17 protein-coding genes are annotated in these 13,985 nt (G+C 57.0%); 9 read left to right on the forward strand and 8 right to left on the reverse strand.

All coding sequences use genetic code 11. The annotated features are described in order from the left end of the window. Positions 1–39: 39 nt before the first annotated feature. The gene (gene yhbY / locus ACJ8HA_RS20305) at positions 40–333 is read left to right on the forward strand and encodes a ribosome assembly RNA-binding protein YhbY (RefSeq protein ID WP_004933536.1); all 294 of its coding nucleotides are present in this window, start codon (positions 40–42) and stop codon (positions 331–333) included. A 112-nt stretch (positions 334–445) separates the two neighbouring features. Here the strand turns inward: yhbY and greA are convergent, their stop codons facing one another. Continuing rightward, the gene (gene greA, locus ACJ8HA_RS20310) at positions 446–922 is read right to left on the reverse strand and encodes a transcription elongation factor GreA (RefSeq protein ID WP_025305051.1); all 477 of its coding nucleotides are present in this window, start codon (positions 920–922) and stop codon (positions 446–448) included. 256 nt (positions 923–1,178) lie between these two features. On the opposite strand from greA, the gene dacB reads away from it, so the two are divergent. Genes dacB through pmrB form a run of 3 tightly spaced genes read left to right on the forward strand, consistent with a single transcriptional unit; the run spans position 1,179 to position 4,341 of the window. Next, a complete protein-coding gene (gene dacB / locus ACJ8HA_RS20315) occupies positions 1,179–2,612 on the forward strand; it encodes a serine-type D-Ala-D-Ala carboxypeptidase (RefSeq protein WP_025305050.1) in 1,434 nt (477 codons plus the stop codon). Positions 2,613–2,620: 8 nt separating this feature from the next. After that, positions 2,621–3,283 carry a two-component system response regulator PmrA gene (gene pmrA / locus ACJ8HA_RS20320; RefSeq protein WP_049203934.1) on the forward strand — a complete coding sequence of 221 codons (663 nt, stop codon included), beginning with the start codon at positions 2,621–2,623 and terminating at the stop codon, positions 3,281–3,283. Continuing rightward, positions 3,280–4,341 carry a two-component system sensor histidine kinase PmrB gene (gene pmrB, locus ACJ8HA_RS20325; RefSeq protein WP_197813008.1) on the forward strand — a complete coding sequence of 354 codons (1,062 nt, stop codon included), beginning with the start codon at positions 3,280–3,282 and terminating at the stop codon, positions 4,339–4,341. The genes pmrA and pmrB overlap by 4 nt, the downstream gene beginning before the upstream one ends. Before the next feature lie 36 nt (positions 4,342–4,377). Here pmrB and cgtA read toward each other — a convergent pair whose 3' ends face one another. The 4 genes from cgtA to rplU form a co-directional block, all read right to left on the reverse strand. Continuing rightward, on the reverse strand, positions 4,378–5,550 hold the full coding sequence (gene cgtA, locus ACJ8HA_RS20330; RefSeq protein ID WP_025305047.1) for an Obg family GTPase CgtA: 1,173 nt from the start codon (positions 5,548–5,550) through the stop codon (positions 4,378–4,380). A gap of 16 nt (positions 5,551–5,566) precedes the next feature. Next, positions 5,567–6,538, reverse strand: a complete 972-nt coding sequence (locus ACJ8HA_RS20335; RefSeq protein ID WP_380827486.1) for a DMT family transporter — start codon at positions 6,536–6,538, stop codon at positions 5,567–5,569. Positions 6,539–6,643: 105 nt separating this feature from the next. Next, complete coding sequence (rpmA, locus tag ACJ8HA_RS20340; RefSeq protein WP_004933559.1) at positions 6,644–6,901, reverse strand: 50S ribosomal protein L27; 258 nt, start codon at positions 6,899–6,901, stop codon at positions 6,644–6,646. A 17-nt stretch (positions 6,902–6,918) separates the two neighbouring features. Then, positions 6,919–7,230 carry a 50S ribosomal protein L21 gene (gene rplU / locus ACJ8HA_RS20345; protein WP_004933561.1) on the reverse strand — a complete coding sequence of 104 codons (312 nt, stop codon included), beginning with the start codon at positions 7,228–7,230 and terminating at the stop codon, positions 6,919–6,921. Between the two features lie 270 nt (positions 7,231–7,500). On the opposite strand from rplU, the gene ispB reads away from it, so the two are divergent. Continuing rightward, positions 7,501–8,472, forward strand: coding sequence for an octaprenyl diphosphate synthase (ispB, locus tag ACJ8HA_RS20350; RefSeq protein WP_025305045.1), 972 nt, complete (start codon positions 7,501–7,503; stop codon positions 8,470–8,472). Between the two features lie 50 nt (positions 8,473–8,522). Here the strand turns inward: ispB and ACJ8HA_RS20355 are convergent, their stop codons facing one another. Continuing rightward, a complete protein-coding gene (locus ACJ8HA_RS20355) occupies positions 8,523–8,879 on the reverse strand; it encodes a DNA-binding protein (RefSeq protein WP_025305044.1) in 357 nt (118 codons plus the stop codon). 180 nt (positions 8,880–9,059) lie between these two features. On the opposite strand from ACJ8HA_RS20355, the gene ACJ8HA_RS20360 reads away from it, so the two are divergent. Beyond that, positions 9,060–9,320 carry a helix-turn-helix domain-containing protein gene (locus tag ACJ8HA_RS20360; RefSeq protein WP_004933567.1) on the forward strand — a complete coding sequence of 87 codons (261 nt, stop codon included), beginning with the start codon at positions 9,060–9,062 and terminating at the stop codon, positions 9,318–9,320. 67 nt (positions 9,321–9,387) lie between these two features. On the opposite strand, the gene mdh is transcribed toward ACJ8HA_RS20360, so the two are convergent. Continuing rightward, complete coding sequence (gene mdh / locus ACJ8HA_RS20365) at positions 9,388–10,326, reverse strand: malate dehydrogenase (protein WP_004933569.1); 939 nt, start codon at positions 10,324–10,326, stop codon at positions 9,388–9,390. 464 nt (positions 10,327–10,790) lie between these two features. Between mdh and argR the strand changes: the two genes are divergently transcribed. The 3 genes from argR to yhcN (ACJ8HA_RS20380) all read left to right on the forward strand — a co-directional run bounded on the left by argR (position 10,791) and on the right by yhcN (ACJ8HA_RS20380) (position 12,312). Next, positions 10,791–11,261: a transcriptional regulator ArgR gene (gene argR / locus ACJ8HA_RS20370; protein ID WP_016929335.1), complete on the forward strand. Its 471-nt coding sequence runs from the start codon at positions 10,791–10,793 to the stop codon at positions 11,259–11,261. A 403-nt stretch (positions 11,262–11,664) separates the two neighbouring features. Next, positions 11,665–11,928 (forward strand): peroxide/acid stress response protein YhcN, encoded by a 264-nt coding sequence (gene yhcN / locus ACJ8HA_RS20375; protein WP_025305043.1) that lies wholly within the window; start codon positions 11,665–11,667, stop codon positions 11,926–11,928. Positions 11,929–12,048: 120 nt separating this feature from the next. Then, a complete protein-coding gene (yhcN, locus tag ACJ8HA_RS20380) occupies positions 12,049–12,312 on the forward strand; it encodes a peroxide/acid stress response protein YhcN (RefSeq protein ID WP_025305042.1) in 264 nt (87 codons plus the stop codon). A 197-nt stretch (positions 12,313–12,509) separates the two neighbouring features. Here yhcN (ACJ8HA_RS20380) and mpl read toward each other — a convergent pair whose 3' ends face one another. Further along, positions 12,510–13,889, reverse strand: a complete 1,380-nt coding sequence (mpl, locus tag ACJ8HA_RS20385; protein WP_089181571.1) for a UDP-N-acetylmuramate:L-alanyl-gamma-D-glutamyl-meso-diaminopimelate ligase — start codon at positions 13,887–13,889, stop codon at positions 12,510–12,512. Positions 13,890–13,985 lie beyond the last annotated feature (96 nt).

A 13,985-nucleotide genomic window follows, 5' to 3' on the forward strand; every position in this document is an offset into this window, starting at 1 on the left:
AATGTACCGTTTTCAATCCCAACTTAAGCAAAAAAGACAATGAATCTGAATAATAAACAAAAACAGCACCTGAAAGGCCTGGCGCATCCGTTAAAACCGGTGGTAATGCTGGGCAATAACGGTCTTACCGAAGGGGTGCTGGCTGAAATTGAACAGGCTCTGGAGCATCATGAGCTGATCAAGGTAAAAATCGCCGCTGAAGATCGCGAAACCAAAACCCTGATCGCCGACGCTATCGTGCGTGAAACGGGCGCCTGCAATGTGCAAGTTATCGGCAGTACGCTTATTCTTTACCGCCCGTCGAAAGAGCGCAAGATCAGTCTACCGCGTTAATAACCATCAGGTTAACGAAAAGGTGCCATGCGCCTGACGAAGATAAAAGGCCGCTTGCGGCCTTTTTCCTATCTTTACAAAACGTTGGCGCATTAATGACCAACGGCCTCGATCAGAGATACTCGACCTTCAGGATCTCGTATTCCACGTCGCCGCCGGGGGTTTTGATCACCACCACGTCGTCTTGCTCTTTGCCGATCAGGCCGCGCGCCATCGGCGAGTTTACCGAAATCAGATTTTTCTTGAAATCGGCCTCATCGTCGCCAACGATGCGGTAAGTCACTTCTTCTTCACTGTCCAGATTCATCACCGATACGGTGGCACCGAAGATCACCCGGCCGGTGTTCGGCATCTTGGTGATATCGATCACCTGAGCATTGGACAGCTTGGCTTCGATTTCCTGAATGCGGCCTTCGCAGAAACCCTGCTGTTCACGGGCGGCATGGTACTCGGCATTCTCTTTCAAATCGCCGTGCTCACGGGCGTCAGCGATATCCGCAATGATTTTCGGGCGGCGCACGCTTTTCAGATATTCGAGCTCTTCGCGCAGTTTTTCAGCGCCAAACAAGGTCATCGGAATTTGGTTCATCGTATAAATACCTCTAAATCTTTCCTGTTCAAATAACCGTCATCCTGACGTATTCGTATGAAAACACGGTTGGCATACCGCCACCCGCCTCCAGGCGACAAACAAAAGAAACCTGACTCGGAACGAGGCCCAAGCCAAGATTGGTTTTGCATTTTGATACGCATTTTAGCCTAGAGTTCCTTGAGGGTCATCGTTTACTTTTTCCCTGATTGCACCGTAGTATGACGGCACGTTATCCAGCTGTTATCCCGAGATTATGCGTTTTTCACGAATTGTCAGTGCATTGGCTTGCGCATTTGTTCTGAATGCGAATGCGGCCCCGGTTGAAGAGTACACACAATATCTGCCTGATGGGGCCAACCTTGCCCTGGTCGTTCAGAAAATCGGTGCCGGCGCGCCGACGATCGATTATCACTCTCAGCAGATGGCGCTGCCGGCCAGTACCCAAAAAGTGCTGACCGCGCTGGCGGCCTTGCTGCAACTCGGGCCCGATTACCGTTTCACCACCACGCTGGAGAGCCAGGGCGATATCCGCGATGGCGTGCTGCGCGGCAACCTGATCGCCCGCTTCAGCGGCGATCCGACCTTCAAGCGCCAGAGCCTGCGCAATATGGTGGCCGTCCTGAAGAAACAGGGCGTGCGCCAAATCAGCGGCGACGTGCTGGTCGATACCTCGGTCTTCGCCAGCCATGACAAGGCGCCCGGCTGGCCGTGGAACGATCTGACGCAGTGCTTCAGCGCGCCGCCGGCCGCCGCCATCGTCGATCGCAATTGTTTCTCGGTCTCGCTGTACAGCGCGCCGAATCCGGGCGACATGGCGTTTATCCGCGTCGCCTCCTATTATCCAGTCAATATGTTTAGCCAGGTGCGCACCCTGGCGCGCGGCTCAGCAGACGCGCAGTACTGCGAGCTGGACGTGGTGCCGGGCGAACTGAACCGCTTTACCCTGACCGGCTGCCTGACGCAACGCAGCGAACCGCTGCCGCTGGCCTTCGCCATCCAGGACGGCGCCAGCTATGCGGGCGCAATCCTGAAAGACGAACTGACCCAGGCCGGTATCCAGATCGACGGGCACTTGAAACGCCAGACGCGTCCCGGCATCACCGGCACGGTAATCGCGCAAACTCAGTCGGCGCCGCTGCACGATCTGTTGAAGATCATGCTGAAGAAATCGGACAACATGATCGCCGATACCGTCTTCCGCACCATCGGCCACGAGCGCTTCGGCGTACCGGGCACCTGGCGAGCGGGCTCCGATGCCGTGCGGCAGGTGCTGCGCCAGAAAGCCGGCATCGATCTGGGCAATACCATTATCGCCGACGGTTCCGGCCTGTCGCGCCACAACCTGCTGGCGCCGGCGACTATGATGCAGGCGCTGCAGTACATCGCTCAGCACGACAACGAGCTGAACTTCATCTCGATGCTGCCGCTGTCCGGCTATGATGGCACCCTGCGCTACCGCGGCGGCCTGCACGAAGCCGGCGTCGACGGCAAGGTGTCGGCCAAGACCGGTGCACTGCAGGGCGTCTACAACCTGGCGGGCTTCATCACGACCGCCAGCGGCCAGCGCATGGCCTTCGTGCAGTATCTCTCCGGCTACGCCGTGCCGCCAGAAGATCAGAAACAGCGCCGCGCGCCGCTGGTGCGCTTCGAAAGCCGCCTGTATCGGGACATTTACCAAAACAACTGAGGATCGTCATGAAGCTGCTGGTCGTTGAGGATGATGAACTGTTGCAACAGGGGCTGGCACTGGCGCTGACCGGCGAAGGTTACGTCTGCGACTGCGCCACCACGGCGGCAGAGGCCAACAGCCTGCTCATCACCAGCCAATACAGCATGGTGATCCTGGATCTCGGTCTGCCGGACATGGACGGCGCCGCACTGCTGCGGCAGTGGCGCCGCCAGCAGATCGATCTGCCGGTGCTGATCCTGACCGCCCGCGATGCCCTGGAAGATCGCGTCGACGGGCTGGATGCCGGCGCCGACGACTACCTGGTCAAACCCTTCGCGCTGGTTGAGCTGCAGGCACGCGTGCGCGCCCTTCTGCGGCGCTACCAGGGCCACAGCGACAATCTGATGCAGGTGGATGACCTGCAGTTGAACCTCTCGAGCCAGCAGGTCTACCTGCAGCAACAGCCGGTGGAGGTTACGCCGAAAGAGTTTGCCATTCTGGCGCGCCTGATTATGCGTGCCGGGCAGACGGTCAATCGTGAACTCCTGCAGCAGGATCTCTACACCTGGCAGGACGACCTGGGTTCCAACACGCTGGAAGTGCACATCCACAACCTGCGCCGCAAACTGGGCAAGGATCGCATCCGCACCGTGCGCGGCATCGGCTATCGCCTGGAACCCTCGTCATGATCAGCATGCGCCGCCGCCTGCTGCTGATGCTGGCGCTGATCCTGCTGGTCACGCAACTCATCAGCGCCTTCTGGCTGTGGCACGAAAGCCAGGAGCAGATCAGTTTCCTGGTGGATGAAACCCTGTCCGCCAAAGTGCGTACCGAGCGCGTCGATACCGAGATCGCCGAGGCCATCGCGTCGCTGCTGGCGCCTTCGCTGATCATGATGGTCGTCACGCTGCTGGCGTCGTTTTGGGCCATCAGCTGGATCATCCGCCCGCTAAACCAATTGCAGCAGCGGCTGGAAAAGCGCTCTGCCGATAACCTGACGCCGCTGCCAATCACCAGCGACAGCCAGGAAATGGTAGCGGTCACCAATGCACTCAATCAGCTGTTCTCACGGCTGGATAACACCATTCAACAGGAACGCCTGTTCACTGCCGACGCCGCCCACGAGCTGCGCACGCCGCTGGCCGGCATCCGCCTGCACCTGGAACTGATGGAAAAGCAGGGCGTCCAGGGCAGCCAGGTGCTGATCGCCCGCATCGATCAACTGATGCACACCGTCGAGCAGCTGCTGATGCTGTCGCGCGCCGGGCAAGACTTCGCCAGCGGCCATTATCAGCATTTCGATTGGGTGGCCGATGTGATCCAACCGCTGCGCGAAGAACTCGACGAAATGACCGCCCAACGCGGGCAGACGCTGGATTGGCAATTGCCGGCCGTCGCCGCGGTGAACGGCGATCCGGTGCTGCTGCGGTTGCTGCTGCGCAACCTGGTCGAAAATGCCCACCGTTACGGCCCGGAAGGCGGCGCGATACAGGTGCGATTAACGCCGCAAGACAGCGGCTATCTGCTGCAGGTCATCGACGATGGCCCGGGTATCAAGGAAGAGATGATTGGGGAGCTGACGCAGGCGTTTCGCCGCATGGATCAACGCTACGGCGGCAGCGGACTGGGCCTGAATATCGTGATCCGCATCGCGCAACTGCACCAGGGGCGATTGACGCTGGAAAACCGCCGCGATGCGCGCGGCCTGAACGCCCAGTGCTGGTTGCCGGAAAAGGCGCTCAAATAACAAGGGCCCAGCGTTGCTGAGCCCTTTATCACCGAATTACTTCTGGTAAATGATTTCGACGCCTTCGTCGTCGTCTTCGTCCCAGTCGTCATCCCAGTCATCTTCCGCTTCGGCTTCCACCTCCGCGATTTGCTCGCGGTGGTAGTCATCCCACATGAATTCGACTTTTTCCGGCGCGCTTTCTTCGATCGCCATCGCTTTCGGCTGAGTGTTGATGAAGTTCATCACGTCCCAGCACAGCGCGTTGACGCCTTCGCGGTTGGCGGCGGAGATCATGTAGTACTTCCCTTCCCAACCCATGCCTTCCACAATCGCTTTGGCGCGTTCGGCAGCTTCTTCCTCACCAATCACATCAATTTTGTTGAACACCAGCCAGCGTGGCTTCTGCGCCAGATTTTCGCTGTATTGGTTCAACTCGTTGATGATCACTTTGGCGTTTTCCACCGGATCGGTTTCGTCGATCGGCGCGATGTCCACCAGGTGCAACAGCACGCGGCAACGCTCCAGGTGTTTCAGGAAGCGAATCCCCAGGCCCGCCCCTTCGGAGGCCCCCTCGATCAACCCCGGAATGTCGGCAACCACAAAGCTCTGCTCGTGGTCCATACGCACCACGCCCAGGCTCGGTACCAGCGTGGTGAACGGATAATCGGCCACCTTAGGTTTGGCAGCAGACACCGCGCGGATGAAGGTCGATTTACCGGCGTTCGGCAGCCCCAGCATGCCCACATCGGCCAGCAGCAACAGCTCCAGCAACAGGTCACGCGCTTCGCCCGCGGTACCCAGCGTCTTCTGACGCGGCGCGCGGTTGACCGAAGATTTGAAACGGGTGTTGCCCAGACCGTGCCAGCCGCCTTTGGCGACCATCAGCTTCTGCTCGTGACGCGTCATGTCGCCGAGGATCTCGCCGGTGCCCTGATCCTTCACGCGCGTGCCGACCGGCACCTTGATGATGACGTCTTTACCGCGTTTGCCGGTACAGTCGCGGCTCTGGCCATTCTGGCCGCGCTCGGCGCGGAAAGACTTCTCAAAGCGGTAGTCGATCAGGGTGTTGAGGTTCTCATCCGCCAGCAGGTAAACGTCGCCGCCGTCACCGCCGTCACCGCCGTCAGGCCCACCGTTCGGGATATATTTTTCGCGGCGGAAGCTGACGCACCCGTTGCCGCCGTCGCCTGCAACGACCAGAATCGCTGCTTCATCTACAAACTTCATTTACCGTCTCCGTAAATCATTCACCGGGCTGCTTCAAAGGAGCAACCAGGGGGGGTTCTGCCCGTCGCGGCCACCACCGGTGACCAATTGCGGAAAACATGGCGCCCGCCACAACCACAAACGCACCCACATAGCCGACGACGTTCAGCGTCGGCGCAGCGAATGCCTGGGGCCAGACCAGCGCCAATAAATCTGAAAACAGCAGGGTAAACAGCGGGGTCAGCGTCACCAACGCGCTCACCTGCGCCGCCTGCCAGCGTGCCATCGCCTCTGCCAGTGCGCCGTAGCCGATCAGCGTGTTGGCGCCGCAAAATAGCAGACACGCCAATTGCCAGCCGCTCAGCTGGAAAATCACCTCGGGTTTGGCCAGAGGGAACAACGCTATCGCACATAAAGTGTACAACATAACCAGGATCTGCGGCGAAGCCAGTCGGCGCAGCAACACCTTCTGCGCCACGCCGTAGCTCACCCAAACCATCGCCGCGCACACGCCCAGCATAACGCCCAGCGTGTAGTCCGTCAGCCGGGTGAAGATCTCTATCAAACTGACGTTGAAAAACAGCATCAGTCCGCAAATCAGCATCAGGGCGCCAATAACCTGGGTGATGCGCATACGTTCTTTTAAAATCAGCACGCTGGCGAACATCATGCCCACCGGCGACAGCTGGCCAATCACCTGCGACGCCGTCGGGCTCAGGTATTGCAGCGAGGAGCTGAAGAACACAAAGTTGCCTAGCAGCCCCGCCGTCGCGATCGCCAACAGCAGCAGCCAACGCGGCTGGCGGAACATCGTCAGCCGCGGCAGCTTGCCGCGTACCGCGAGGATCACGCCCAAACCGATGGCGGCCATGGTAAAGCGATACCAGACAACGGTAAACGGCTCCATCACGACCAACACTTCTTTCATCGCGATCGGCAACGCGCCCCAGCAAACCGCCGTGGTTAACGCCAGAGAAATGCCAACGCCGACCTGCTGCTTCGTATCCATATCACCTTCGTCAACGCTGACGGGCCTGCCCTCGGGCAACCCATAAATGTAAAAAGCCCCGCAACGAATTGCGGGGCTTACATCTATTTCGTAAGGCTCGAAAAATTATTCAGCTTCGATGCTGATGAATTTACGATTGCTCGGGCCTTTAACTTCGAATTTGACTTTACCGTCTTTCAAAGCAAACAGAGTGTGGTCTTTGCCGCAACCCACGTTGGTACCAGCGTGGAATTTGGTGCCGCGCTGACGAACGATGATGCTGCCTGCCAGTACTGCTTCGCCGCCAAAGCGTTTTACGCCCAGACGTTTAGCTTCTGAATCGCGACCGTTACGAGTCGAGCCGCCAGCCTTTTTGTGTGCCATTAATCCGCTCTCCTAACTTAAGCGCTGATGCCGGTGATTTTAACGTCAGTGAACCACTGACGGTGGCCCTGCTGCTTACGATGGTGTTTACGACGACGAAACTTAACAATTTTAATTTTCTCGCCACGACCGTGAGCAACAACTTCAGCTTTGATCTTGCCGCCATCGACGAAAGGAACGCCGATTTTGATATCTTCGCCATTAGCGATCATCAGAATCTGGTCAAACTCAACCGCTTCACCAGTTGCGATGTCCAGCTTTTCCAAGCGAACGGTCTGACCTTCGCTTACTCGGTGTTGTTTACCACCACTTTGGAAAACCGCGTACATATAAAACTCCGCTTTCCGCGTGCCCGACTGTGTTAGTTCAGAGCGCGCTATAAATATTCACAATAGGGCGCGAATTCTACGCAAAAAAGCAGCGTATGACAAGAGCAGAATAAGACCAGAACAAGAAAAAAGAAGAAAAAAAGCGCAGTTTCTTTCGTGGCGTTTATCTGAACCGTTTTTCAAGTACAATCATAGGGACAGTTACCGCCATGTACCGATGTGAGCAGCGATCTCAACGCGGTGAAGAGAAACACAGCTGAAAAAAACACAATGAACCTAGAGCAAATTACCGAGTTAACCGCGCAAGATATGGCGGCCGTGAACGCAACAATTCTCGAACAGCTGAATTCCGATGTCACGCTCATCAATCAGCTTGGCTATTACATTATCAGCGGTGGCGGTAAGCGCATCCGGCCGATGATCGCCGTCCTGGCGGCGCGGGCGTTGGGCTATGAAGGCAACAAGCACGTCACCGTCGCCGCCCTGATCGAATTCATTCATACCGCCACGCTGCTGCATGACGACGTCGTCGACGAATCGGACATGCGCCGCGGCAAAGCCACCGCCAACGCGGCGTTCGGCAACGCCGCCAGCGTGCTGGTCGGCGACTTTATCTATACCCGCGCCTTCCAGATGATGACCAGCCTGGAATCCCTGCGCGTGCTGGCGCTGATGTCGGAGGCGGTCAACGTCATCGCCGAAGGCGAAGTGCTGCAGTTGATGAATGTGCACGATCCCGACATCAGCGAAGAAAGCTATATGCGGGTGATCTACAGCAAAACCGCCCGTCTGTTTGAGGCGGCGGCGCAATCGTCGGCGATCCTGTCCGGCGCCAGCGCCGAACAAGAGAAGGCGCTGCAAGATTATGGCCGCTACCTCGGCACCGCTTTCCAGCTGATCGACGATCTGCTCGACTACAGCGCCGACGGCAGCACCCTGGGCAAAAACACCGGCGACGATCTGAACGAAGGGAAGCCGACCCTGCCGCTGCTGCACGCGATGCACAACGGCGACGACGCCCAGCGTGACATGATCCGTGGCGCAATTGAGCAAGGCAACGGCCGTCATTTGTTGGAGCCGGTACTGCAGGCGATGCAGCAATGCGGTTCGCTGGAATACACCCGCCAACGCGCCGAGGAAGAGGCCGACAAGGCGATCGCCGCGCTGCAGGTGTTGCCGGCATCGGAGCACCGCACGGCGCTGGAAGGCCTGGCCCATTTAGCGGTGCAACGCGATTTTTAAGAAATCGTGATTTCGCAATACACTCATCAGGCCCGCGTACGCGGGCCTGCTTAGGTATTGCTCTCTTCGTCGATACGCGCCAGCAGGCCGCCAATCCCTTCCCGCATCAGGAAAGCCACCATTTTCTCGCGCTCGCTCTCCGTCAAATGGTAGTAATACTCGATCCAGACCGCCAACGGATCCTGGCGTTCTACGTCATAGGCCGCCCCGTCTTCCTTCAGCACCAGCAGGTTACGCACACCTGAAGGCAGGCTATCGATATGGTATTCCAACGCTTTTCCCTGCACGCCTTTACGCCTGCGGCTGATCCAGCCTTCGCGCCGGGCCATCAAATTGATTCCCTGTGGTGAGGAGGGTAATCCTGCGATGCCTGTCAGTTCCTTGGCGGCAAACCACTCGTTTTTCATGGCCATCATCTCTGGGCAATAGTGGGCAACGTCATTTTTGGAAATTACCTGGGTATTTTTTAGGAAATTTAATGGTATTCTGGTTTCCGAATAAACGTTTCACGTTGTTCAAACGCTTAACTTTGACTCGTTAGTTATACCACTAACGCAACTTTGGCTAATCAGAAAAGGGATGTAAACATGAATTCAAGGAACCCAGATTGGCACCCGGCAGATATCATCGCGGCGCTACGCAAGCAGGGCACCACGCTGGCGGCGGTATCGCGCAAGGCCGGATTGAGCTCATCGACGCTGGCCAATGCGCTGTCGCGCCCGTGGCCGAAGGGGGAATGGCTGATCGCCGAAGCGATAGGCATTCACCCATCGGAGATCTGGCCAAGCCGTTATTACGATCCGCACAGCGATTGCCTGCTGGATCGCAAAGCACGCATCAAGTCGTGAACGCGGAACAAAAAAAAACCGCCGGAACAGCGTCCGGCGGCGTTTATAGGCTGACTCTCGGTATCGATCAGTTATTGATGAACTTCTCGCCCAGTTCGATATCTTTGTGCAGCACGTCCAGCATCTCGTTCAGCGCTTTCTGCTCGAAGGCGCTCAGGGTGCCGATATCTTTACGCTCTTCAACGCCGTTCTTGCCCAGCACCAGCGGCTGCGCGAAGAAGCGAGCGTATTTGCCGTCGCCTTCAACGTAAGCGCATTCCACAACGCCTTTTTCGCCCTGCAGCGCACGCACCAGAGACAGACCGAAACGTGCGGCCGCCTGGCCCATGGACAGCGTTGCAGACCCGCCGCCGGCTTTGGCTTCTACCACTTCGGTACCGGCGTTCTGAATGCGTTTGGTCAGATCCGCCACTTCCTGATCGGTGAAGCTCACACCAGGGATCTGCGACAGCAGAGGCAGAATGGTCACGCCAGAGTGGCCGCCGATAACCGGCACGTTCAGCTCTTCCGGCTGCTTGCCTTTCAGCTCGGCCACGAAGGTGTTGGAACGGATGATATCCAGCGAAGTCACGCCGAACAGTTTGTTCTTGTCGTAAACGCCGGCTTTTTTCAGCACTTCCGCCGCGATGGCGACCGTGGTGTTAACCGGGTTGGTGATGATGCCGATGCAGGCTTTCGGGCAGGTTTTCGCCACTTGCTCAATCAGGTTACGCACGATGCCGGCGTTAACGTTGAACAGATCAGAGCGATCCATGCCTGGCTTACGGGCCACGCCGGCGGAAATCAGCACCACGTCCGCACCGTGCAGAGCCGGGGTCGCGTCTTCGCCGCTGAAGCCTTTAATTTTAACTGCGGTTGGGATGTGGCTTAAGTCGACGGCAACGCCTGGGGTAACGGGGGCAATGTCGTAGAGAGAGAGTTCAGAACCTGAAGGAAGCTGGGTTTTGAGTAGAAGGGCGAGGGCCTGGCCGATACCGCCAGCAGCACCGAGAACTGCAACTTTCATCCTATACTCCTTTATTATCTTAAATATATAAAGCGCCGTGAATGTGTTGGTTACGGACCTTGAGTCATTACACCTTTTAAAACAATAAATTAGCCAATTCTTGCCTGCAGGTGTAATAAAACGGCCGCTGTCGCGCCCATTTTAGATTAAATCGCTTGCGCATGAAGGGCATAGCGCACACTAATCAAAAATAGTGCGAGGTTATTCACGAGCAAGTTAACCGGCCGTTACATTACACCCTTACGCAACATCAGAACAACATCATTTTAATAACATTTTATTTACCACCGTAGGCCGATTTTCCGTCGTCAAAAGGGCATATTCATCGCGGCCGGATTTTGTTAAAATGCCGCCCTTTCCTCGCCGCCCGGTCTTTTTTATTTTCTTTGGGGCGGCCTTTGTTGCATAAAAATTCATCTATATGCATAATCATGACTTCCACTATCAACATTCCACGGTGCAAAATGCGTAATCCCGCAAAACAGGAAGATCTGATCAAGACGTTCAAAGCGTTATTGAAAGAAGAAAAATTCAGTTCTCAAGGCGAGATCGTTTTGGCGCTGCAAGAAGAAGGCTTCGAAAACATTAACCAATCCAAAGTATCGCGCATGCTGACCAAGTTCGGCGCGGTACGTACGCGCAATGCCAAAATGGAAATGGTGTATTGCCTTCCTGCCGAACTCGGCGTGCCGACCACCACCAGCCCGTTGAAGAATCTGGTGCTGGACGTCGACCATAACGACGCCGTCGTGGTGATCCATACCAGCCCGGGCGCCGCGCAGCTGATCGCCCGCCTGCTCGACTCACTGGGTAAATCCCAGGGCATCCTCGGCACGATTGCCGGCGACGATACCATTTTCGTCACCCCGTCCAGCGGCTTTACCGCTCAGAAGCTGCATGAAGCGATCCTGGGCGTGTTTGAGCAAGAGCTGTGAAACCTGGCGCTAACAAAGTGCGGCTACCTTCCGCATTTTGTTAGCGCTTCTTTAACCCTCGCGTTACCTCCCCGGCCTTTAACCGCGTTTAACACTGCTTTTTTATCCCGCAACAACACATTTCCATGACATCGCCATGTAACCAGCAGTACCCACTGTGATCTTCCGCACTTTTGGTTAAAAGCACTTACCTTATTGAAATTACATAAATTTAACATCAAAAGATCGTTTTATGAGCGTTTTTTATTCCTTACAGTTATAAAAAATAAGGATCATAAGGTTAAAGTTTCACTAGCAACTGTTAGCGAACTATTAATTTTTCGCGTTACTAGCTGTATACTCATTTTCGTGAACTGAATCACAGTTCGTTGGAACTGATAAAAGAATACGATGAGGTGAGATAATGAAAATTAAAGCTACCGTTGCAACCCTGAGCGTTCTGTCCATGCTTTCATTTGGTGCATTCGCAGCACAATCTGTTGATGCAACCCAGGCCGCACAACTGCAACCCGCCGGTGTGATCACCGTGAGTGGCGTCGCCGCTGCGCCTTCCGACATCCGCCAGGCACTGTCTGACAAAGCTGACGCCAAAGGGGCGACCGCTTACCGCGTGATCGAAGCGCGTAACGACGGCAACTTCCACGCGACCGCTGAAATCTACAAATAAGTAACGACATTACCCGGCAACGGGCAATACATCTCTGGAATCAAACGCTGTCATAACGGCCTTCAAGAATAAAAATCGCTGCCAAGCCCTTCCAGGCTGTTATGACCAAGGATCGCTATCATGAACATGAAAACTACGCTTGCTGCACTCGGTCTGCTGTCCGTCATCTCCTTCGGCGCATCTGCCGCCCAGTTGGTGACTAACGATCAGACCGCCAATCTGCAATCTATCGGCACCATTACCGTCAGCGGTATCGACGGCGCACCGACCGACATTCGCCAGGCGCTGTCGGAGAAAGCCGACGCTAAAGGCGCGACCGCCTACCGCGTGATCGAAGCGCGTAACGAAGGCAACTACCACGCCACCGCCGAGATTTACAAATAACAACTCTGGGAACGGCTTTGCAGAGCTGATTACCCTCGTCACTGCCACTGCCGAGTTCTGACGCAAACGCCGATTTCCCAGAGACCCTCTCGTCGTCCTATCCGACGAACCCCGTTGCCCTCGCTCGCGAGGGCTTTTTTATGGGCGTAAAAAAGGCCGCAAATGCGGCCCTTAGAGTGGCTTATGCTACTGAACAATCAGTAGGTCACCTTCGGCTCCTGCTTTTTCGCCAGCGCGTCCAGCAGGCAATCGTGAATGCCGCCAAAACCGCCGTTGCTCATCACCAGAATGTGGTCGCCCGGCTGTGCGGTTTTCACCACCATGTCCACCAGCGTGTCGAGATCCGCGCTCCAGTGCGCCGGCTGCACACAGGCATCAGCCACTTCCGCTACCTGCCATGGAATGTGATGCGGCTGGAACAGGAACACTTCGTCGGCGCGGCCGAGCGAAGGCGCCAGATCGTTTTTGCTGATGCCCATTTTCATGGTGTTGGATCGCGGTTCCAGCACCGCCAGAATGCGCGCCGTGCCGCCGACCTTGCCGCGCAACGCGGCCAGGGTGGCCAGGATCGCGGTCGGGTGGTGCGCGAAGTCGTCGTAAACCGTGACGCCGTTGGCTTCGCCACGCAGCTCCAGGCGGCGGCGGGCGTTGATGAAATCGCCCAACGCGCGGCAGGCGTCTGCCGGCTGCACGCCAACGTGGCGAGTCGCGGCGATGGCCATCAGGCCGTTATGCATGTTGTGCTCGCCCACCAGCGCCCAGTTCACTTCGCCGACCTGCTCGCCGTCGAGGAACACCGCGTAATGACTGGCGTCCGGCGTCAGCTTCTGCGCACGCCAGGTCCCCTCTTCGCCCACCAGCTCCTGTTCGCTCCAGCAGCCCATCGCCATCACCTGCTTCAGGTGGCTGTCGTTGTCCGGCAGGATGATCTTGCCTTTGCCCGGCACCAGGCGCACCAAGTGGTGGAACTGTTTCTGGATGGCTTTCAGATCGTCGAAGATATCGGCGTGGTCGAACTCCAGGTTGTTCATGATCAGCGTGCGCGGGCTGTAGTGCACGAACTTGGAGCGCTTGTCGAAGAACGCGCAGTCATACTCGTCGGCCTCAATCACGAAGAACGGGCTGCCGCCGAGGCGCGCCGATACGTCGAAGTTGCCGGGCACGCCGCCGATGACGAAGCCGGGCTGGTAACCGCAGGCCTCGAGGATCCAGGTCGCCATGCCGGCGGTGGTGGTTTTGCCGTGGGTACCGGCGACCGCCAGTACCCAGCGATCGCGCAACACGGCGTCGTGCAGCCACTGCGGGCCGGAAACGTAAGGGATGCCACGCTCCAGCACCGCCTCCACGCACGGGTTGCCGCGCGTCATGGCGTTGCCGATGATCACCAGATCCGGCGCCGGATCCAACTGGGCTGGATCATAACCCTGAATAAGATCGATCCCCTGGTTCTCCAGCAGCGTGCTCATCGGCGGATAGACGTTGGCGTCCGAACCGGTGACGTCATGCCCCAGTGAACGCGCCAGCATCGCCAACCCGCCCATAAAGGTGCCACAGATCCCAAGAATGTGAATGCGCATAGGTTTCTCATGTGAGTGCATCGAATGTCGGCATATTCTAACGCTCAGAATCGTCCAGAAGAAATGGATTTGCCTATGAATGGCGCGCATCTTTGG

It is taken from the genome of Serratia sp. CY33802, assembly GCF_052169095.1.
GTDB classification, from domain to species: domain Bacteria; phylum Pseudomonadota; class Gammaproteobacteria; order Enterobacterales; family Enterobacteriaceae; genus Serratia; species Serratia bockelmannii.